Raw genomic sequence first — 22,797 nt, 5'->3', positions numbered from 1 at the left:
ACTATTCGAAAAATGAAGCTTATTGATTTTTTTAACTTTAGCGCTAAAACCAATGTCTTGTGATGATTGAATTCTCTCATTTTTGGTTATGGTATATGAATGTTCATTACGTAATATTAAGTGCATGTTACCTCCTGAATGCAATCATTAGATAATATATGATTCACTTACAAATGATTTAAAAAAGCGCTGCTAGAACTAATGAAGGAAGAAGTATCGATGAGATCACTACACTGAATACTAGAGCCTTTTCAGTGTAGTGATTGTAGTTGAAGCTAAAATAGATAGTAGGTTGCGGGCACTGCCCCCGCGATAATAGCCAGAGCGATAATCTTTTCAGCCATATTAAGTGGAGCTTGTTGGGATTGCTGAGTTCGCGCATACCAAAAAACAAGTATACCAGGCGCATATAAAACGACAGACAGCATAAGGTTGATCAGTCCAGAAGCATAAAGCAGCCAAAGACCATAGAGGCTGGCCACCATTCCAACCATCAGTAGCAGCTTATTATGGCGTTCAAAAGCGACTTTTATGAGAAAAGCACCCACTAAAAAGTAAGGAACCAAAATCATCTCAGAAGCGATTGTTAGGAGCGTATTGTAATTACTCCCACTTAGCCAAATTAAGACTAGAGAAAGCTGTACGGCACCATTTGTTAACCACAGGGAGGAGGATGGAGCATCATTCTTATTCAGTTTATTGAATATTTTAGGGAATGATTGATATTGCGCTGCGATATAAGGCACTTCGGCAGCCATAATTGTCCAACTCAGGTATGCTCCACACACAGAGATAATAAGCCCCGCTGCGATAATGATCTCACCACTTGAACCAATTAAACCTACCATTAAATTGGCCATTGATGGATTTTTTATTTCAGCAAGCTCAGCCCTTGGCATAAGGCCTAACGAGAGAAGTGTCACTAGGATATAGATGATTAATGCAGAACTAACGGCGAAAACAGTGGCTAAGCCAACATCACGGCGGTTTTTAGCGCGAGCAGAGACAACGACAGCTCCTTCGATACCAATAAACACCCACAACGTGATCAACATAGTGTCTTTAACTTGCTGCCAAACAGGCACTCCGAGGGAAATCCCACTAAAATCTGCATCGAACACATCAAGTTTGAAAGCGACAAATGCTAGGATAATAAATAGCCCTAATGGGATTAATTTTGCCATAGTGGCTAGCTTATTAATTCCCGCCGCCGTTTGAACACCACGCAACACTAAATAGTGCACAATCCATAATAAGATGGATTCACCAACTAAGGCTTGCCAAGTGTTACCATCGCCAAAAATAATCCTATCGGGTGTATCAGTAAAAAAGCTGATAGCCGCAAAAACGATAACTAAGTAAGAGACATTAGCGATAACCGCACATAGCCAATAACCCCATGCGGAACAAAAACCAATCAGTTCACCGAAACCTTCTTTTGCATAAGTAAAAATGCCCCCATCAAGATCTGGGCGTATACGAGAAAGTAGCAGTAGAGAGAAAGCTAAAAATAAAATGCCAATGCCTGTAATTGACCAGCCAATGATAAGTGCCAAAGGGCTGGCAACTTCAGCCATATTTTGTGGAAGGCTAAAGACACCTGCACCCACCATTGAGCTGAGAACTAATGCGGTGAGTGCTGTAAGACTGAGTGTATGTTTCAATGTATGTCCTGGTTATTCTACAATCAAAAGTTAAAATAACGTTAAATCTACAATTTTATAATGTATTTAAGCTGGAACAATTTTAAATTATAGATTGTTTATCTGTCGTACTGATAAAGTGAGGGGGATTCTACGAATGAAACGACGGTTATGCAATGGAAAACTATTCAGTTTGATAAGATTTTTATTCAGTGGGAAAATCAGCAGTCAAACGTTTTTTTCAGAAATAAAAAAGCCAGCTCGAAAATGGAGCTGGCTTGGTTAGTTAGTATACTTATTACTTAAAGAGGTCAGCGCTGATGGTTACGCTACCGCCATTTGACTGCCACTCACGTGTGATATGGAAGTATTTGGCACCTTTAGCTTCAGCACGTTTGGCAATTTGATAACGCACTTCTGGTGTATTGGTGTAATAACCCGAGAAAGTGATCGAATCAAATGGAACCATTTGTGCAGCAGCGGTTTTATTAACTTCTTCGATAACATAGCCACTTGGCAATGTTACGCTGGTTTTGCCTGGTGCACTGCTTGATGTTTCAAAGAAACGACCAACGGCAGTAGTTGGTTCTTCAGATGAAGCAACGCCAGGAATACGTACTTTTTTGGCGGCTTCACCACCTTCCGCTAATAATGCTTGACCCGCTTCTGAATCTGCTGGTACGACAGCTTCCTCTAGCTGAACTTGGCGCTTAGGCGCATCTTTTTTATAGACATAAGCGGTAGCTAGGGTATTTCCACCATCATTTACAGCGATGTTACGAACAACATAGAATGATGCTGCGCCTTTTTCTTTTGCTTTCTTCGCAATAGCTTCATAAAGATCAGGCTGAGAAGGGTAGAAACCACTGACGGTAACAGCATCAAATGGTTCATACTGTGTTGCGTCTGCTTTTGACATCTCTTCAACGCCACCAAATACGCGACGTTTGCTTTCTTCCACAGATTTTGCATCTTTTTGGTAAAGATCTGCAACAACGCGCATGTTACCGCTATCACCCACATCATCAAGGCTCTGGATATAGAAAGCGTAAGCGCCTAATTTATCAGCCCGGCGTGAGACGGCATCGGATGCTTCATAAATAGCATTAAAGCGCCCAGTCACTGTTATGCGCTCATAAGGTTTTAACTCTTCAGCCTGTTTGGGCGTCAGTTCAACAGCTGCCTGTACAGCAGTAATACTGGTTAATGATAACACCGCGGCTGCGATGGCCGTAGTTTTCAGCTTCATACAAAATCCTTCCGACTTGCGCAATTTATTTTAAAAGTGCTGAACTTTAGTTGTATCACATGGCTATGATTATTACACGTAACCAATCAAGTTGTCTCATAATTTTATTTTTTATAAGAAATAAATATTCATTGACTAGTCATAATTACCAGATTTTTTTAGCTATCCAGTATTTTATTGACCTAAAACTAAGATTTTCACTGCGAATTCCATTTACTGTTTAAGAATCGAGATCAATTATGGATCAAGAATGTTATTTTCAGTAGGTTATTAGAACTCCATAGAACTGTTTTCGGCTAAAAATAGGACTTTTCTATCTAAGATGGTTAATTTTTAGCAAATTTAACAAATACAAAATTACTTTGGCTTTGAAAAGGGAACATTATGCGTATTGGTATACCTAGAGAACGACTTGCCAATGAAGCTCGTGTTGCTGCTACACCCTCGACGGTGACTCAACTGATTAAGTTAGGTTTCAGTGTCTGTATCGAAAGTGAAGCAGGACATTTAGCGAGTTTTGAGGATGCGGCTTATGAGCAGTCGGGGGCTGAGATTGTTGATCGTGACACCGCTTATTCAGCCGATATTGTTTTTAAAGTCAATGCACCACTAGACGATGAAATTGGATTACTGAAAGAAGGTGCAACGCTGGTGAGTTTTATCTGGCCAGCGCAAAATGCTGAATTGATGGATGCCTTAAAAGCAAGAAACATCAATGTATTCGCTATGGATGCAGTGCCGCGGATTTCCCGTGCGCAATCATTAGATGCCTTAAGTTCAATGGCAAATATCGCAGGTTATCGTGCAATTGTCGAAGCTGCTCATGAATTTGGTCGTTTTTTTACTGGTCAAATTACAGCAGCCGGTAAGGTACCGCCAGCGAAAGTGATGGTCATTGGTGCTGGGGTTGCTGGGCTGGCGGCAATCGGTGCTGCTGGTAGCTTGGGAGCGGTTGTACGTGCATTTGATACGCGTCCAGAAGTTAAAGAGCAAGTGCAGAGTATGGGAGCCGAATTCCTTGAGTTAGATTTCAAAGAGGAAGCAGGTAGCGGCGATGGCTATGCGAAAGTCATGTCCGAAGCGTTTATTAAGGCGGAAATGGCTTTATTTGCTGCACAAGCTAAAGAAGTCGACATTATCGTCACTACCGCACTTATTCCTGGGCGTCCAGCACCTAAATTAATTACCAAAGAGATGGTTGAGTCAATGAAACCTGGTAGTGTGATTGTTGACTTAGCGGCGCAAACAGGGGGGAACTGTGAGTTAACCCAAGCGGATAAATTGGTTGTGACTGATAATGGTGTCAAAATTATTGGTTATACCGATTTACCAAGCCGTCTACCGACTCAATCATCGCAATTGTATGGCACAAACCTTGTTAACTTGATGAAGTTACTGTGCAAAGAGAAGAATGGCGAAATCAATATTGATTTTGATGACGTTGTGATCCGCGGTGTTACCGTTATTAAACAAGGTGAAATCACGTGGCCTGCTCCCCCCATTCAAGTATCTGCTCAGCCGCAGGCGAAGCCTCAAGTGGCGGAAAAAGAAAAAGCGCCTGAGAAGAAGAAAATGTCGCCTGTAGTTAAGTATGGCTTAATGGCATTAGCGATCATTCTATTCGGTTGGTTTGCAAACTCAGCGCCAAAAGAGTTCTTATCACACTTTACGGTATTTGCTCTCGCTTGCGTTGTCGGTTATTACGTTGTGTGGAACGTAACACATGCGTTGCATACACCATTGATGTCTGTCACCAATGCAATTTCAGGCATTATTGTTGTCGGTGCAGTATTGCAAATAGGCTCGGGAGGATGGGTTAGTTTCTTATCTTTCATTGCCATATTGATTGCAAGTATCAATATATTCGGTGGGTTTACTGTTACCCAGCGTATGTTAAAAATGTTTCGTAAAGGATAAGGGGTAACGTATGTTGTCGAGTGGAATTGTAACGGCAGCTTATATTGTTGCTGCTATCCTATTTATATTCAGCCTAGCAGGGTTATCACGCCATGAAAGCTCTCAGCGTGGTAATACTTATGGTATTGCAGGTATGGCGATTGCTTTACTGGCTACCATCTTTGGCCCAGATAGTGCCAATATTGGCTGGATGATTGTTGCGATGGTCATTGGTGCAGTGATTGGTATTCGTCTGGCCAAAAAAGTTGAAATGACCGAAATGCCAGAATTGGTCGCTATTTTACATAGCTTTGTTGGTCTAGCGGCTGTTTTGGTTGGTTTTAATAGTTTTATTGCCAGTGAAGGTCATGCAGACGCGGTGATGGAAAATATCCATCTGACGGAAGTGTTCTTAGGCATATTTATTGGTGCGGTCACCTTCACAGGATCTGTGGTGGCTTATGGGAAATTGTCCGGTAAGATCTCATCGAAACCGATGATGCTACCTAATCGCCACAAACTAAACTTAGCGGCGCTTGTTGTCTCATTTGTGTTATTGCTGATCTTTGTTAAAACAAATAGTGTTGGTTTACAAGTCTTTGCCATGCTGATCATGACGGTTATTGCTTTGGCATTTGGCTGGCACTTAGTTGCTTCGATTGGTGGTGCAGATATGCCAGTTGTTGTGTCAATGCTGAACTCATATTCAGGTTGGGCAGCCGCTGCGGCAGGTTTTATGTTGAGTAATGACTTGCTCATCGTGACAGGAGCACTGGTCGGTTCGTCGGGTGCTATCCTCTCTTATATTATGTGTAAAGCTATGAACCGCTCCTTTATCAGTGTTATTGCTGGAGGCTTTGGTACAGATGGCTCCTCAACGGGTAATGAAGAGGAGATGGGCGAATACCGTGAAACAACGGCGGAAGAAGTGGCAGAATTATTGAAAAATTCAACCTCTGTCATTATTACTCCAGGTTATGGATTGGCGGTTGCTCAAGCACAATATCCTGTTCACGATATTACGGCTAAGTTGCGTGAGAGAGGCATCAATGTGCGTTTCGGTATCCACCCTGTAGCAGGGCGCTTACCTGGGCACATGAACGTCTTATTAGCTGAAGCAAAAGTACCTTATGACATAGTACTGGAAATGGATGAAATTAATGATGATTTCTCTGATACTGATACAGTATTGGTTATTGGTGCGAACGATACTGTTAACCCTGCGGCACAAGAGGATCCAAATAGTCCAATTGCCGGCATGCCAGTGTTGGAGGTTTGGAAAGCAAACAATGTGATTGTATTTAAGCGTTCAATGAATACCGGCTATGCAGGTGTACAAAATCCATTGTTTTTCAAAGAAAACACGCAGATGTTATTTGGTGATGCAAAAGCCAGCGTTGATGCGATTTTAAAAGCGCTTTAATGCGCTAACCTCAAAAGCTCTGTAGGCAACTACAGGGCTTTTTTATGGGTAAAAATGGGTTGTATAAGAAACTATCTTATTAAAAATTCAGTCTATTTCATTATGTTGTGCATTAGTTTCATTTTAATTTTAAAACCGGAGAATAGAAAATAGCCGTCATTTTATCGTCCACATGATGCTATTTTATTCACTTTAATCATAACGAGGAGGCCAATATTATGGCTCTCAACTGTGTAAATAAGGCTTCCTCACGATTACCAATGGATTTGCTTCAGGATTGGACATTGATAATGGGTTAGCATTGGGAATTAAATAACGTATTACAGTGAGTCGATGAGGGGGTAGCTGTTAATATCTCTGCTGAAGGTAAATTAGAGATATTTTCAATTAGATAGTTTTTATATTACCCAATATACAAATTTTATGAGTAATACTGCTGGCAAAAATAGTGGGGATACTAATTTTTGCGCATTGAAGCACTGAATGTGTATTCATTTATCGCAAAAGCGCTGAGTTACCTACAGCGCTTTTGCTACTTTAAAATAAATCTACTTAAGGTTGAGCGATAAAATTAATCATCATCAACTGTGATTGGGCAAACGAAACCATCAGGCTTAATCGCTAATAGGTCACATTTCAATTTGTCGATAACATGTTCTGCTGTATTCCCAAGAAAAGCTGCGGAAATCCCAGTTCTGCCTAATATACCTAGGACAACGACGCCGGCATGTAACTCCTCACAGATTTCAGGGATGATTTTCTCAGGTAACCCTTCACGGACGTGAGTGTATTTTTCATCAATCGAAAATTTCTGGCGTAATTCCTTCATGGCAATGAGATGTTGCCCACGTAGTGCATTGTTATAAAGGCTTGGGTCGAAATCAGGTAGTTCTATTGCAATATTCATTGGCGCAATAGGGTATGCGCTGACCAAATGAATTTCCTGATCTTTCACAATACGTGTTGCTAAATCCTTCGTTTTCTCAACCAACTTAATATTGAGGTCATCATGATAGGATTCTTCATTTGATAAATTGACGGCCACAACAACCGAACCATGATCTGGCCAGACTTTATCTTTAACCATCCATACAGGAGAAGGGCATTTTCTTAAAAGGTGCCAGTCCAGCGGCGTAAAAATAATCGACTCAAAGTTATCTGTTTGATGAGCCATTTTCAGAAGCAGGTCGTGTTCACCACTAATCACTTCCTGAATGATGGCTTCGTAAGGTTTATTATGCCAAATCACTTTAATTTCTATCTCAATACCTGCTTCCAGATAGAAATGCGCTTGTTGTTTAATCCAAGCAGCCTTTTGATTAATGACACCCTTACGCATTGCATCACGCTCTTCAGGTGATAGCAACGTGGTCATATCATAAGAGAGATCATAGATAGGTAAGAATGCTTTAATCCGTCCACCATTACGTTGCACTATGTAGACAGCACGTCGTAATGCTGGTTGATCATCCTGATTTGGGTCAATTGCAACTAGGAGATTTCTATAGTTTGCCATATTAAAATCCTCATAACGGCTGGACATTCCCTACTAAAGATAAACTAAGGTATTGAGGAAAAATAGGCAAGATTTGATGAAAAATAATAATGATGGGTCACAAAATAGTGACCCACCGAGAATTATGAACAAGAGACAGTGGAGACTTTACCTGCAATATCAGTCAGTTTTTCCATATCTTCAATAGTGATATATTTGCCTTTAACACTTAACATGCCGCTTTTTTGGAAACGTCCTAAAAGTCGACTAATCGTTTCAACGGTAAGGCCTAAATAGTTACCAATATCACCACGAGTCATCGTTAAGCGGAATTCTCTTGGAGAGAAGCCGCGCTCTGCAAAGCGATGAGACAGGTTAAGAATAAATGCAGCTAAACGTTCTTCCGCATTTTTCTTAGACAATAAAAGGATCATTTCTTGATCGCCTTTTATTTCGCCGCTCATCAAACGCATGATTTGTTGGCGTAGATTAGGCATCTTACCTGACAAATCATCGAGAGTTTCGAATGGGATTTCACAAACCATTGATGTTTCAAGAGCTTGTGCAAAACTTGGGTGCTGTGTATGTATAATTGCATCAAAACCAACCAGGTCACCAGCAAGATGGAAGCCTGTAATTTGCTCATCTCCTTCTTCAGTGATGGTGTAACTTTTGATTGTTCCTGAGCGAATGGCATACAAAGAACGTAATTCATCGCCGGCTTTAAACAGCGCCTGACCCTTTTGAATCGGTTTTTTACGTTCAATGATATTATCAAGTTGATCCAGTTCATGTTCATTCAGTGTGAAGGGAATGCACAGTTGGCTAATACTGCAGTCCTGACAATGAATAGCACAACCACCAGACTGGATGCGACGAACAACTCTTTTTTCTGGGATCATATTAAATGCTCAATACAAGTTAAAATTATTGATATGAGTCAATTTTAACATAAGATAATGCAACTGATAAGTAGAAATATAAAACAGAAGTATCTCAAATAGAAAAGCGTATAAAAACAAAGTAGTTAATCAAATTACATAGTTCATTATAACATCATGATATTCCTTATTTAACTTAAATAACCATTAAGTTAAGTAAAAAATTCTTTAATAGATAAAAGGGGTTATCTATTAAATATCTATTTAAAAGATATATTTTGATAAATTTAAAAATTAACATTAGTTATAATATTTAAACAATAATGCAATATTCGACTTAAAAATGAAAACTTCAGAGGAGCATCAAATGGTAAATAATCCATTAAATATTCCCAATACGATGAAAGTAATAAATATCGCGGAGCACGGTGGAGCAGAAAAACTGCAAATAATTGAACAACCATTGCCCGTACTATCAGAGGGTTATTTATTGGTTAAAGTTGAGGCTGCTGGTGTTAATCGCCCTGATGTTCTTCAACGTATAGGGGCTTATCCGCCACCTCCAGATGCCTCACCTATTTTAGGGCTTGAAGTCGCAGGAACCATTGTTGCAAAAGCAGACGATGTTCAACAATGGCAGATTGGAGATAATATTTGTGCGTTAGTTGCTGGAGGTGGTTACGCCGAATATTGTCTGGTACATCAAGATATTGCATTACCATTAGGTCACTTATCATTTGTTGAGGGAGCGGCTATACCTGAAAACTTTTTTACTGTTTGGGCGAATGTTTTTCAGATTGGTAAATTGAAAAAGGGTGAAACAGTGCTCATTCATGGTGGAACATCCGGTATTGGATCCGTTGCTATCATGTTAGCAAAAGCATTTGGTGCCACGGTGATCACAACAGTCGGCTCAGCAGAAAAGGTAGAAGTCGCAAAATCATTAGGGGCGGACTGTATAATTAATTACCGAAACGATGATTTTGTTCAACACACTCTTGATTACACGCGTTCTCAAGGGGTTGATATGGTTGTTGATATTGTTGGTGGTGATTATGTGGATAAAAATTATCAAGTCGCCGCAAAATTCGGGCGGATCATTCAAATAGGAATGATGAAAGGTAACCCTAAGAGCCTCAATTTAATGCCTTTAATGATTAAACGTTTGATTCACACAGGGTCAACCATGCGTTCACGTACCGTTGCTGAAAAATCCAGCATCGCCGCAGAGTTAAAGCAGCACGTTTGGGGGATGTTGCAAAAAGGTGAATTAAAACCTTTTATTAACAAAACCTATCCGTTAGACCAAGTGGCTGATGCTCATCGCCATATGGAATCTGGCGATCTTTACGGAAAAATAGTGTTAATTAACAAATAATTATTTTCCTATTGAGATTTATTGAGTCATGAAGATTTAATTTTTTCATGACTCATTGGCTTGCTCATTTATAACAAATGGTTTACATTTTCAAGTGGTTTTAGCGTAAATATCTCTTTACAGCAGACTAATTTTCGAAATTTTGTTCCTGCGCACAAATCCGATTGAAATAAATACGAGTTTATTAATATTTTAACAATTATGGATTATACCTATAGCTAAGTTGGCACATTAACGGCTTGCCTATCAATAAATAACCCAAAGATAATAAAGATAACAAGATCATTAATATATTGTTGTCTTTTAAAGATATGCATCCGTTATATCACTTTCCAATGATAGTAGTTACTTAAATCAAATATGCCATTAAAAGCATGGGCATGATTTAAAGGTGTAGTGATAATGACAAATTTTAATAACTCAAAAATGAATGTAGATGCTTTATTTCTAGGACCGAAATCTGAAAATGCAGTATTTTTCAGAGAGATGATGGAATATGCGGTAACGGAACATATGCATTGGCGTTCAGGCTACCACCCAGAAGACCCTGAATATGTGACAACGGTCGATCGTTATGCACCGGAATATAGGGATACTTTATATCGAACAGAAGGTATTTTAAATCAACTCTCTTCTAAGTTAAAAACAACATCAATCCCATGGTTTTCTCCTCGTTATATGGGCCACATGAACGCGGATACCTTAATGATATCGAATCTCGCGTACGTTATGGCAATGATGTACAACCCAAATAACTGTGCCCAAGAGTCTTCCCCCACCACAACAGTACTCGAGCTAGAAGCAGGGTTAGACCTGTGTGCAATGTTTGGTTATGACACTAATCAGTCATGGGGGCATATTACTTCAGGCGGCACTGTCGCTAATTATGAGGGGTTGTGGGTTGCTCGAAATATTAAAACGTTACCTTTGGCAATAGCTAAGCATCCTCAGGCTCGACAATTACTAAAAGAGGATAGTGAGAAAGCGTTGCTGAATATGCCGACCTCTGCTGTTTTAGATCTTATCGATGATTTAAAGAAACAAGGATTATTTGAAGAAGTCAGAGATATGACTTGTCGTGGTGAAGGGGTAGAACAAGGGAAATTAGGTAAGCTATTAGTCCCGCAATCTAAACATTACTCTTGGATGAAAGCGATGGATATTTTGGGGTTAGGACAACAAAATATCGTACAGCTCCCCGTCGATGCCAGTTATCGCACTGATACTGAGCAAATGAGACAAATTGTGTTTTCATTGATTGAACAAGGTGAGCCTATTTTAGCCGTAGTGGCTGTTGTAGGAACAACGGAAACGGGCGCGATTGATAATGTCGCAAAACTGATTGAATTGCGCAGAGAGTGCGAAGCGCGTTTTGGTGTCTCGTTTTATATTCATATCGATGCCGCTTATGCAGGCTATGCTTGTGCCATGTTCCGTGATGAGAATAATCAATTCCTTGATTATGATGTTTTGATTAAACGTTACCATCAGGAAGGTATTTTCCCCTCCGATGTTGTTTGGCCAAAGCCAGAGGTTTATCAAAGCTTCAAGGCATTACAAGAAGCGGACTCTATCACGGTTGATCCTCATAAAGTGGGCTTTATTCCTTATGCGGCAGGAGCAATCTGCATGAAGGATAAACGTATTGTTGATCTCATTTCTTATCATGCCGCTTATGTGTTTGAAGAAGTTGCAGAAAAAGGGCGTAAAGCAGAAAAGCAACAAAACGTATTATTAGGCTCTTCAATCATGGAAGGGTCAAAAGCTGGAGCCACGGCGGCGGCGGTCTGGGCGGCCCATCGGTTAGTTCCGCTAAATATTCTCGGTTACGGAAAAGTGATAGCAGCAGGAATAACCACAGCGAATTGGATCATTGAAAGTATCAATACCTGTGAGGCATTTGAAATCGAAGATAGAAAATTCGAAATTATTGCGCTGCCATCGCCTGATTTCCACATGGTCAACTTCATGTTTAAGGAAGTCGGTAATCAATCATTAGAAAAGCAGAATCAACTGAATAAGCGCCTTTATGAGTTGTGCTCATATGCCGCAGGCCGCTCTTATACGAATGACTTTTTAACTTCCTCAACATCCTTAACCTCGGAAGAGTACGGTGATAATCCACGAAATTTCTGTCGTGAGGCTGGCTTTAGTGATCAAGAGTGGGATAAGACTCAGTCATTATATGTATTAAGAGCCGCGATCATGACACATTGCTTACGGGATAAGCAGCATTTCACCGATTTTTGGCAAGAGTTGAAAAATATCTTTGAAGGCAAGTTGCAACAGCTTATAGATGAAGAAAATAAATTAAATCATTCAAAACAAAAAATAACGCTATAAACTTCTTGGCTAGGATCTCAATATGAAAAATCGCACACTTGGCAGTATTTTTATTGTTGCTGGCACTACGATTGGTGCTGGTATGCTTGCAATGCCGATAGCGGCAGCAGGTAACGGCTCCACGATAAGTTTAGCAATGTTGTTCGTGCTTTGGGCATTGATGTGTTACACCGCATTATTACTTGTCGAAGTCTATCAACATGAGTCCTCAGAAACGGGTATCGGCTCTGTTGCTCAGCGCTACTTAGGCTCAGGCGGTAAATTTATTACCGGTTTTAGTATGATGTTCCTGATGTACGCACTAACGGCGGCTTATGTTAGTGGTGCAGGGGAAATTATTACCTCCAACTTAAAAAGCAGTTTTGCTATTGAGATGGCTGATTGGATGGGGATTGTTATTTTTACGGTGATTGGTGGTGGTGTTGTGTGCTTTGGAACATCATCCGTTGATTTTATTAACCGTATTTTATTCGCAGCAAAAATTGTTTTTCTAGTCATTATCTTAGTGTTAATGATGCCACATGTTGAGCAGCAAAATTTATTGTCTGCACCAACAGAGAAAGTCTTGATCCTCTCGGCTATTCCTGTGTTTTTTACCTCATTTGGTTTCCATGGCAGTGTGCCAAGTGTTGTGAAATATATGGGCGGTGATGTGAAAAAATTACGGATAATATTTATTATCGGTAGTGCTATCCCATTAGTTGCCTATATTTTATGGCAGATTGCTACGTTAGGTAGCATTAACCCTACAACCTTTATCGGCATTCTTGCAGAAAATTCAGGATTAAATGGCTTACTGGATGCTATCCGCAATGTTGTGATGTCGGAAAGAACCCAGTTTATTGCTCAGATGTTTATGAGTTTAGCGCTCGCCACCTCGTTTCTCGGTGTTGCTTTAGGGCTATTTGATTTCTTAGCGGATTTATTTAAGCGCCAAGATAATATGGAGGGCCGCCTGCAAACAGGATTATTAACTTTCTTGCCACCATTAGTCTTTGCGCTGTTTTACCCGAAAGGATTTGTCATGGCATTAGGTTTTGCGGCGATTGCATTATCTATTCTTGCACTATTGTTACCTAGCGCGATGGCATTTAAATCAAGATTGTGTAATGAGCGTAAATATCAAGTTACCGGTGGCACACCTGCACTATTTATCGTGTTCTTGTGTGGTATTGTGGTGATCGGTGTTCAATTGGCAATTGCCTTCAAAATACTGCCAAACGTAGGGTAATTGACCTTTTCATTCAAATCAATAAAGCCAATCACGGACTCAACGGATTGGCTTTTTTTATTTCACGTCGATCATTGCTAATGCTTTTTTATCGATGGCATTTTATTAGCATCTCAATAAGAATAATTATCATTAGCATTTTATGCAAAAAAACAGATATATCTAAACTGGTAATCTTCAAAAAATCCACTATTATATTAGATATATCGGTTTTTAAGACCTAAAGGGGTTCTGAGAGTATTAATGAATAATGAACAACAAGCGGAACCGTGCCTTTGTGATGGTAAAAGCTTAAGCCGTATGTTTAACCCAAAACAGTTGCGTGTCTACATTCTGCATCTCTTGGCTGATGGGGCAAACTATGGTTATGAATTGATAAAAAAGATAGGGCAGGAAACGGCGGGTTTTTACTGCCCAAGCCCTGGTGTGATTTATCCAACATTAACATTATTAGAAGAGTTGGGGCTGATCACCGCGTATAAGGAGCAAGGAAAAGGGCGTAAGTGTTATTCGCTGACACCTGAAGGAAAATGTTTTCTATTATTGAAAGCTGATATTTTAGCGGAAGTTCAGCTAAAACTCAGTTATGCACAAGAGCTTACGGCTGGCAACCAATTTGCCAAAGAAATAGAGCTTGCTGTTGATAGATTTAAATCATTGCTGCGACACAACATTGTTTTGCAGGAATTGACTAAGGAACAATCAATGCGAGTTGTTGAAATTATCAACAGTGCTGTTGAACGTATTGAACAAGTCAACTCGGTATTGACAGTAGAAGGGCACGAACATGGCTAAAACCAATGATATTATTCAGGCAAAAGAGTCTTCATATATGAAAGATAACGTAAAGACATCACCTAATATACCATCTAACGAAAGTACGGAATCGGCCGAGGTAAAACCAGAGGCTGCATTAGATAAAAAATTTAAAGAGGTTGTTTGCCCAAAAGTACCGACATCTTATTTTAAACGAGCTAAACGCCAGCGTACTAAATAATAAAATAGGTTATTTTGCTGATTTATTATTCATGGTAAAACTTTTTGCACTTTAATTCGCTATTTTAGTGGAAAAAGGCCATGAAAATAAAAAAATAGACCTATTTTACCAAAACATTTTTCTGTTCTTAATGAACGGTCATAGTAAAACGCTGTTTATGGATTACATAATTATCATGTAATCCCCTAATAACCTTGGCTATTAGGGGATTGATTTAATTACAGGTTGAGTAGCGCCTGTATTTTTTCTATTTCATCGATCCACTGTTGTTGAAGCAGTGGTTTTTGATGAGCCAATTTACGTTGCCTATCTGCGTGTAATTTATCTTCAAGTAACAATAACTTTTCCAACAATTCATCTTCATAAACAGTCGATTGAGAAGCGGCTTCGTCTATATGGGGTGAAGCTACTTTTTCGTTAATTACGCTGTTATTTTGAAGGTGCGATTGTTGCTCGATTTGTTGGTAAACCTCCTCGACGTCAAGATACTCCTCTAATCGATTATTATTGATATACCAAAAACGCTGGCAACTCGTTTCAATTAACCATTTATCATGGCTAACCACCAGCAAAGCGCCTGCAAATTGTGATATTTGCTCACTCAGTGCTTCTTTGCCTTCAAGATCAAGGTGGTTGGTGGGTTCATCTAGCATCACTAGCTCATATTGCGCCAAGCTCAAGCCAATAAATAACAACCGTGCTCGTTCGCCGCCACTGAGTGTTGCCACTTTTTGTTGGTGGCGTGTATAAGGAAAACCTGCACCAATCAATGCCATTTTGCGTTGTTCATCGACTAAATTAGCAAAAGGCCGTAAAGCATCAGATAAACTGTCATTATCATTGAGTTGCTCAAGTTGCTGGTCGTAATAACCCGCATTAATCGATGGATGAAACTTTAATTGCTCACTGTATCGTTCATCTGCTTTAAAACGTTGCCACAATAAACGTAATAAAGTGGATTTACCGCAGCCATTGGCACCAATAATGGCAATACGATCACCACTTTTGACTTGATGAAAACCTGTTGTGAAAAGCAATTTCTCATCGGGAGTCTTAATGTTGGCATGATCTAATTCAAGGACTCTATCTGCGGGGATCGATTTGCCATTTAGCGCTAATTTCCATTGATAGCCTTCAGTCAGCTCAGTTTGCGCCTCCTTGAGTCTATCGATATGTTTTTCCATCTGTTTTGCTTTACGAGAAAGGTCTTCGTTATCATAAACTTGACCCCATATAGCTAAACGTTTGGCACTTACCGCAATGCGATCAATCTCCTTTTGCTCCGCTTGATGGCGTTTTTCATCAGCGACATCTTTTTGGCTCAGTGCATGACGTGCAGATGAGCATGGGAGCCGGAAGAAATGTAGCGTTTTATCTCGCAATATCCATGTGCAGTTAGTCACTTTATCAAGCAGATTTTGATCGTGAGAAACTAAAACGAAGCTGCCTTTCCAGTTTTGCAAAAAGTTACCTAACCAAATCAATGTGGGAAGGTCAAGATGGTTACTTGGCTCATCCAATAGCATCAGATCGGGTTGTTGAATTAATGCTCTACCTAAAAGTAATCGGGTATGCTGCCCGCCACTAATTTGATTGGCTTTTTGTGCCCATTGTTTCTCAGTGAACCCTAAATCAGTCAGTAAAACTTCCGCTCGCCAACGCTCAGAAAGACGCTCTTGAGCAGGGAGTTGCTGCATAACTGTATCAATTAAACTCAAATGCGCTACCTCTTCGGGTAGGTGCTGTTCAATATAAGCGGTTACACACTGATTTGCATAAGTAATACTGCCACTGTTAGGTGATAACTGACCGGTCAAAAGCTTCAATAATGTACTTTTGCCACTTCCGTTATGCCCAATCAGACCAATACGATCGCCACTTTGTAGCGTGAAGGTAATATCACTCAATAAAGAGGTTGTAGAAGTATCATAATTTAATGATTTTACAGATAATAAAGTGCTCATAGCTTACTCAATTTTTAGGCATGACAATGCCAGGGTATAGTCAGGACGACAACCCAGTAAGCTGAGGAAGGTATCTTTTGGGAGCTTCGCTCAGGCAGGGTTATCGCAGTATATAACTGTGAAAGCCTGAGCTTTGGCGATTACCAAAGAAGTGTGAATAGTCAATAAGATCACACAACATCATAATAAGCCTCCTTTTTTCTAGTGTTGAACAATATCGCTATCATAACAAACCTAGCAACTTTCTATCAATCACAATGATGTATTGTGTTTAGGTATTGTTATAAATGATTCTAATGGCATTAAAAGTGTCATGAATAAAACTGCTAGTGGCTGTGGTGAGTAATAATTTTGGAGTAAAATCAAGATGTAAACATATAGGAAACGCCAAAATGAATGTAGAAATAAAACCAGCCACAATTAAAGATGCCGCTTTGATTTTAGATATGATCATCGAATTAGCGGAATATGAAAAAGCACGTCATGAAGTTAAAGCATCTGTCACCGATATAGAAAACTCATTATTTGGTGAAAATTCAAATACAGAGGCTTTAATTTGCTATGTGGACGGTAAACCTGCTGGTTATGCGGTCTTTTTTTCTAGTTACTCGACTTGGTTAGGTAATAATGGGATCTACTTGGAAGATTTATATGTTTCCCCTGATTATCGAGGAGCGGGTGCGGGTAAAAAATTATTAAAGCATATTGCAATGATTGCCAGTGAAAGGAAATGCCAGCGTTTGGAATGGAGTGTTTTAGACTGGAATCAACCTGCAATTGATTTTTATAAAAGTATTGGTGCTAAACCCCAAGATGAATGGGTTCGTTACCGTATGGATGAACAAACAATTGCTGAATTTATAAGTTAAATACCTAATAAGTTAATTTTATAACAAAATAATGCTAACAAACTTTTTTGTTAGCATTATTTTTTTGTTTTTTAATAAATCTTAAGCAATAAGTGCCAATAAACTCTTTTTAACTTTTGAATATGGTATTTTGTGATATATGTGCTATTTTACTTAAGGTTAAAAGGGATAAAATAGAATTAAATTAAAGGGATAGAGAACAGGCAAGTAACTTAATCTAAAAAGGAATGTTGTATTGAGATGTTAAGTTGAAAATGTGCGTTAGTCAGTTTTTATTTTCTTGGTTTTATTATTTTTTAGTGTGACTAAATAAGATGGGCAATACTAAACAATTGAATTAAAAATTAGCTATTTTCTTTCACATAAAGAAAAGAGAAGGGATGGTATGAAAATAAATAAACGAAAGATCATTTTTTATGTCGCTATTATTTTAATTATTGCAGCAGGTGGTTTTTATTATTGGAGTATGAATTCTAGCAGTTTACCCGCAGGTTTCGCTCAAAGTAATGGTCGTATAGAAGCAACCGAAATTGATATTGCAACCAAAACGGCAGGGCGGATCGATACTATTACGGTGAGAGAAGGTGATTTTGTCAAGGAAGGTCAGATTCTTGCCAAAATGGATACCAGAGCACTGCAAGAACAGCTTCACGAAGTACAAGCTCAATTACGTCAAGCAATTAGTAATGTATCAACAGCAGAATCAGGTTTAGTGCAACGTGAAAGTGAAAAGTTAGCCGCACAAGCGGTTGTTCGTCAACGTGAAGCAGAACTTGATGCGGCACAGAAACGACTTAACCGTTCTCGTGCATTAGTAAGAACTAAAGCGGTTTCTCAACAACAGGTTGATGATGACACCGCACAGGTACAAGGCGCAAAAGCCGCGCTGCAAGCGGCTAAAGCTCAGGTTGCAGCCTCTCTTGCGGCAATTGATTCTGCAAAAGCGGGCGTTGTTCAAGCAAAAACGCGCGTTGATGCAGCGACTGCAACTGAAAGACGTATTATTGCTGATTTAGATGATAGTGTGCTTAAAGCGCCGCGTAACGGTCGTATTCAATACCGTGTTGCTGAACCTGGTGAAGTATTAGGGGCCGGTGGTCGAGTATTAAATATGGTTGACCTCAGCGATGTTTATATGACCTTCTTTTTACCTACAGAAGATGCTGGAAAAGTGGCATTAGGCAGTGATGTGCATATTGTCTTAGATGCTGCCCCTAATATTGTGATACCTGCGAAAGCGACTTTCGTTGCCAGTGTTGCACAATTCACACCAAAAACCGTTGAAACGCAAAACGAACGTTTGAAATTAATGTTCCGTGTTCGCGCGCGAATTTCACCAGAGCTACTGGAAAAGAACCTCGAATATGTCAAAACTGGTTTACCTGGCAAAGCTTATGTTCGTTTAGATCCTAATGCCCAATGGCCAACTGACCTTGAGGTGAGATTACCACAATGACCCATAATTTGATGGATGATGTGATAGTAGATTTAAGCCATGTCAGCCAACATTACGGTGATAATTGTGCGTTGGATGACATTACTTTATCAATTCCAGCAAGGAAAATGGTTGGTTTAATTGGCCCTGATGGTGTGGGGAAATCAAGCCTAATTTCATTGATTGCTGGTGCAAGAGAGATCCAGCAAGGGAAAGTTATCGTTCTTGGTGGTGATATGGCAGATAAAGAACATCGCCGAGAAGTCTGCCCTAAAATTGCTTATATGCCCCAAGGATTAGGGAAAAACTTATACCACACGCTTTCAGTCTATGAAAACGTCGATTTCTTTGGGCGTCTATTTGGGCAATCTAAAGAAGAGCGCCAGTATCGTATCGACGATTTACTCGAAAGCACGGGGTTGGCTCCATTCAAAGATAGGCCCGCAGGGAAGCTTTCAGGGGGGATGAAACAGAAACTGGGGCTTTGTTGTGCGCTAATTCATGACCCTGATTTACTGATCCTTGATGAACCAACCACAGGGGTTGACCCATTGTCACGGGCACAATTTTGGGATTTGATCGAACGTATTCGCGAACGACAAACCAATATGAGTGTGTTGGTGGCCACTGCTTATATGGAAGAAGCGGAGCGTTTTGATTGGCTGGTTGCGATGGATGATGGCAAGGTCATGGCAACAGGACATGCCTCTGAACTGAAAGCACAAACACAGTGCGATGATCTTGAAGCTGCATTTATTGCGTTACTACCAGAAGAGAAGCGTAGCGGTCATAAAAAAGTGGTTATCCCGCCTCGTGATACCTCAGACGATGATGTGATAGCGATTGAAGCGCAAGATCTAACCATGCGTTTTGGTCAATTTGTGGCGGTCGACCATGTTAATTTTAAAATACCGAAAGGTGAAATATTTGGCTTTTTGGGATCTAACGGATGCGGTAAGTCCACAACGATGAAGATGTTGACTGGGCTATTGCAAGCGAGCGAAGGGCAAGCATGGTTATTTGGGCAAGAAATTGACCCAAAAGATATTGAAACGCGCAAACGCGTTGGTTATATGTCACAAGCATTTTCCCTCTATAGCGAATTGAGTGTCGAACAAAACTTAGTTTTGCACGCTAAGCTATTTCATATCGCGGAAGATCAAATTAAGCAGCGCATTGATGAGATGTGCCAGCGTTTTGATTTAGATGATGTGCGAGATACGATGCCCGATGATTTACCGTTAGGTATTCGTCAACGCTTATCGCTAGCCGTTGCCGTTATTCATCGCCCCGAAATGTTGATCCTTGATGAGCCTACATCAGGGGTAGACCCTGTGGCGCGAGACATGTTCTGGAATTTAATGGTTGACCTTTCAAGGCGTGACGGTGTCACTATTTTTATTTCTACCCACTTTATGAATGAAGCGGAGCGCTGTGACCGTATTTCCTTGATGCATGCAGGGAAGGTACTTGATTGTGATACTCCTGATAATCTGATCAAAAAGCGCGGATTAGACACGCTGGAAGCCACTTTTATCGCCTATCTACAAGATGCTGTGGGAGAAGCCGGAGCGACCAAGGATACAGCCCCTGAATTTCATGTTGACCCTGAGCTTAAAAAACAGACGGATGAAGCGCTGAAAAGCCGTTTCAGTTTCCGTCGATTATTTAGTTATAGCATTCGGGAAGGGATGGAGTTACGGCGCGACCCAGTACGTTCGACACTCGCACTACTGGGTACGGTGATCCTCATGTTTATCATGGGCTATGGGATCAGTATGGATGTGGAAAATTTACGTTTTGCAGTACTTGACCGTGACCAGACAGGTTTAAGCCAAGGTTATACCCTAAATTTGGCAGGCTCTCGCTATTTTATCGAGCAGCCTCCCATTAAGGATTATGATGAACTGGAAACCGCGCTGCGTAGCGGTAAAGTATCTGTCGCCATTGAAATTCCCCCTAATTTTGCGCGTGATGTAGCAAAAGGGCATGCGGTGAAAATTGGCGTATGGGTTGATGGTGCAATGCCTAATCGTGCTGAAACTGTTCGTGGTTATGTACAAGCGATGCATCTCGCTTGGTTAAGCACCATGGCTGCTAAGCAACCAGTTGGTGTGGCGGGAATGCCTGTCATCGACATTCAGACCCGTTATCGCTATAACCCCGATGTAAAAAGTTTACCTGCGATTGTTCCCGCAGTGATTCCTCTGTTGCTGATGATGATCCCAGCGATGTTAAGTGCACTCAGTGTGGTTCGCGAAAAAGAGCTAGGATCAATGATTAACCTTTATGTAACCCCGATCACCAAATTGGAGTTTTTATTAGGTAAACAGCTTCCTTATATTTTATTAGGCATGTTTAACTTTGTGATGCTCTGCGCGTTGAGTGTATTTGTTTTTGGCGTTAGCTTTAAAGGGAGTTTTCTGACCTTAACACTTGCAGCTTTTCTCTATATTACTATCGCAACAGGAATGGGCTTGCTGATCTCTTGCTTTATGAAGAGTCAAATCGCCGCTATTTTTGGTACCGCAATTATTACACTGATCCCGGCTACTCAATTTTCAGGCATGATTGACCCTGTCTCTTCACTTGAAGGGATTGGTCGTTGGGTTGGTATGGTTTATCCCACATCGCACTTTTTGACAATAACACGCGGTACTTTCTCTAAAGGACTGAACTTGTTTGATTTGCAAGCGTCATTTATTCCGCTATTGATTACTATCCCTATCGTGATAGGCCTCAGTGTTATTTTCCTGAAAAAACAGGAGTCCTAACTGATGATACGTAAGTTACAAAACATATTTCATTTAGGTGTCAAAGAGCTGCGTAGTTTAGGGCGTGATAAGGCGATGATGGCGCTTATTGTTTTTGCTTTTACGGTGTCGATTTATTCATCGGCAACAGTGACGCCAGGCTCTTTGCATCACGCACCGATTGCGGTTGCTGATCAGGATAAATCACAGTTATCGAACCGTATTATCAATAGTTTTTATGCACCTTATTTTAAGACGCCGGCGGATGTAACTCCCGAACAGATTGATGGCCTTCTTGACCGAGGTACTTATACTTTTGCTTTAGATATTCCACCTAATTTTCAGAAGGATGTACTGGCCGGTCGCCATCCAGAAATCCAAGTGAATATTGATGCAACACGTATGAGCCAAGCGTTTTTAGGTAATAGTTACATTCAAAATATCACTTTAGGTGAAGTGAATGAGTTTCTTGCTAAGTACCGTAGTGATGCGAGTTTACCTGTAGATCTTGAAGTTCGTATGCGTTTTAACCCCAACTTAACGCAATCATGGTTTGGGTCGGTAATGGCAATCATTAATAACATTACTATGCTTTCGATAGTGTTAACGGGCGCTGCGCTAATTCGCGAACGAGAACACGGTACGGTTGAGCATTTAATGGTGATGCCACTAACTCCATTTGAAATCATGCTATCTAAGATTTGGTCAATGGGATTAGTGGTTTTGGTTGCCTCGGCAGTATCACTTCTGCTGGTGGTTAAAACCTTGCTACAAGTGCCGATCGAGGGGTCTATACTGCTATTTATGTGTGGTGTGGCATTAAGCTTATTTGCGACCACATCAATTGGTATCTTTATGGGTACGCTAGCTCGTTCAATGCCTCAGTTTGGGCTATTGATGATCCTTGTTCTATTACCGTTAAATATGCTTTCAGGAGGTATGACCGCACGTGAAAGTATGCCTCAGTTAGTTCAAGACATTATGCTGACGATGCCGACAACACATTTTGTGAGCCTTGCACAAGCGATTTTATATCGAGGAGCAGGGTTCCAGATCGTTTGGCCTCAGTTTATTGTCTTATTAATTATCGGTATCGTCTTCTTTTCGTTCGCATTAATGCGGTTTCGTAAAACCATTGCAACCATGGCATAACACCTTGCTGTTGCAATTATGTCAAAAAACGCTTGCTGAATTGTTCAGTAAGCGTTGTAATATAGTGCCTATCAATTCAAAAATCATT

16 protein-coding genes are annotated in these 22,797 nt (G+C 40.3%); 11 read left to right on the top strand and 5 right to left on the bottom strand.

Going from position 1 to position 22,797, the window contains the following annotated elements; translation table 11 throughout:
* Positions 1-275: 275 nt before the first annotated feature.
* Positions 276-1,613 carry a basic amino acid/polyamine antiporter gene (locus PR675_RS09140; protein WP_004919572.1) on the bottom strand — a complete coding sequence of 446 codons (1,338 nt, stop codon included), beginning with the start codon at positions 1,611-1,613 and terminating at the stop codon, positions 276-278.
* A 328-nt stretch (positions 1,614-1,941) separates the two neighbouring features.
* Positions 1,942-2,892: a DUF1471 family protein YdgH gene (ydgH, locus tag PR675_RS09135; protein ID WP_004919577.1), complete on the bottom strand. Its 951-nt coding sequence runs from the start codon at positions 2,890-2,892 to the stop codon at positions 1,942-1,944.
* A 384-nt stretch (positions 2,893-3,276) separates the two neighbouring features.
* Between ydgH and pntA the strand changes: the two genes are divergently transcribed.
* Both pntA and pntB read left to right on the top strand, forming a co-directional pair.
* On the top strand, positions 3,277-4,809 hold the full coding sequence (gene pntA, locus PR675_RS09130) for a Re/Si-specific NAD(P)(+) transhydrogenase subunit alpha (protein ID WP_004919579.1): 1,533 nt from the start codon (positions 3,277-3,279) through the stop codon (positions 4,807-4,809).
* Positions 4,810-4,822: 13 nt separating this feature from the next.
* A complete protein-coding gene (gene pntB, locus PR675_RS09125; RefSeq protein WP_014658317.1) occupies positions 4,823-6,211 on the top strand; it encodes a Re/Si-specific NAD(P)(+) transhydrogenase subunit beta in 1,389 nt (462 codons plus the stop codon).
* Positions 6,212-6,782: 571 nt separating this feature from the next.
* Here pntB and uspE read toward each other — a convergent pair.
* Positions 6,783-7,727: a universal stress protein UspE gene (gene uspE / locus PR675_RS09120; RefSeq protein WP_014658318.1), complete on the bottom strand. Its 945-nt coding sequence runs from the start codon at positions 7,725-7,727 to the stop codon at positions 6,783-6,785.
* Positions 7,728-7,849: 122 nt separating this feature from the next.
* Positions 7,850-8,608: an FNR family transcription factor gene (locus tag PR675_RS09115; protein ID WP_004919586.1), complete on the bottom strand. Its 759-nt coding sequence runs from the start codon at positions 8,606-8,608 to the stop codon at positions 7,850-7,852.
* 346 nt (positions 8,609-8,954) lie between these two features.
* Here PR675_RS09115 and PR675_RS09110 point away from each other — a divergent pair, with 346 nt between their 5' ends.
* The 5 genes from PR675_RS09110 (at position 8,955) to PR675_RS09090 (ending at position 14,536) form a co-directional block, all read left to right on the top strand.
* Complete coding sequence (locus PR675_RS09110; protein WP_060560993.1) at positions 8,955-9,965, top strand: NAD(P)H-quinone oxidoreductase; 1,011 nt, start codon at positions 8,955-8,957, stop codon at positions 9,963-9,965.
* Positions 9,966-10,367: 402 nt separating this feature from the next.
* Complete coding sequence (locus tag PR675_RS09105) at positions 10,368-12,308, top strand: pyridoxal phosphate-dependent decarboxylase family protein (RefSeq protein WP_004919591.1); 1,941 nt, start codon at positions 10,368-10,370, stop codon at positions 12,306-12,308.
* A gap of 82 nt (positions 12,309-12,390) precedes the next feature.
* Complete coding sequence (tyrP, locus tag PR675_RS09100) at positions 12,391-13,539, top strand: tyrosine transporter TyrP (protein WP_318558282.1); 1,149 nt, start codon at positions 12,391-12,393, stop codon at positions 13,537-13,539.
* A 243-nt stretch (positions 13,540-13,782) separates the two neighbouring features.
* Positions 13,783-14,334, top strand: coding sequence for a PadR family transcriptional regulator (locus PR675_RS09095; RefSeq protein ID WP_040133115.1), 552 nt, complete (start codon positions 13,783-13,785; stop codon positions 14,332-14,334).
* The gene (locus tag PR675_RS09090) at positions 14,327-14,536 is read left to right on the top strand and encodes a hypothetical protein (RefSeq protein WP_004919597.1); all 210 of its coding nucleotides are present in this window, start codon (positions 14,327-14,329) and stop codon (positions 14,534-14,536) included. Before PR675_RS09095 ends, PR675_RS09090 begins: the two co-directional genes overlap by 8 nt.
* Before the next feature lie 218 nt (positions 14,537-14,754).
* On the opposite strand, the gene PR675_RS09085 is transcribed toward PR675_RS09090, so the two are convergent.
* Positions 14,755-16,500, bottom strand: coding sequence for an ABC-F family ATP-binding cassette domain-containing protein (locus tag PR675_RS09085; RefSeq protein WP_060560996.1), 1,746 nt, complete (start codon positions 16,498-16,500; stop codon positions 14,755-14,757).
* Positions 16,501-16,892: 392 nt separating this feature from the next.
* Between PR675_RS09085 and PR675_RS09080 the strand changes: the two genes are divergently transcribed.
* The 4 genes from PR675_RS09080 to PR675_RS09065 all read left to right on the top strand — a co-directional run bounded on the left by PR675_RS09080 (position 16,893) and on the right by PR675_RS09065 (position 22,709).
* Entirely contained in the window at positions 16,893-17,369 is a 477-nt protein-coding gene (locus PR675_RS09080; protein ID WP_036940170.1) for a GNAT family N-acetyltransferase, read from the top strand.
* A gap of 385 nt (positions 17,370-17,754) precedes the next feature.
* Complete coding sequence (locus tag PR675_RS09075) at positions 17,755-18,825, top strand: HlyD family secretion protein (RefSeq protein WP_060560997.1); 1,071 nt, start codon at positions 17,755-17,757, stop codon at positions 18,823-18,825.
* Complete coding sequence (gene rbbA, locus PR675_RS09070; protein WP_014658323.1) at positions 18,822-21,578, top strand: ribosome-associated ATPase/putative transporter RbbA; 2,757 nt, start codon at positions 18,822-18,824, stop codon at positions 21,576-21,578. The genes PR675_RS09075 and rbbA overlap by 4 nt, the downstream gene beginning before the upstream one ends.
* A 6-nt stretch (positions 21,579-21,584) precedes the next feature.
* Positions 21,585-22,709, top strand: coding sequence for an ABC transporter permease (locus tag PR675_RS09065; RefSeq protein ID WP_169342274.1), 1,125 nt, complete (start codon positions 21,585-21,587; stop codon positions 22,707-22,709).
* The last annotated feature ends 88 nt before the right edge of the window (positions 22,710-22,797 follow it).

The organism is Providencia sp. PROV261, from assembly GCF_028477945.1.
Taxonomy (GTDB): Bacteria; Pseudomonadota; Gammaproteobacteria; order Enterobacterales; family Enterobacteriaceae; genus Providencia; species Providencia stuartii.
This window is presented reverse-complemented; position numbering and strand designations above follow the sequence as displayed.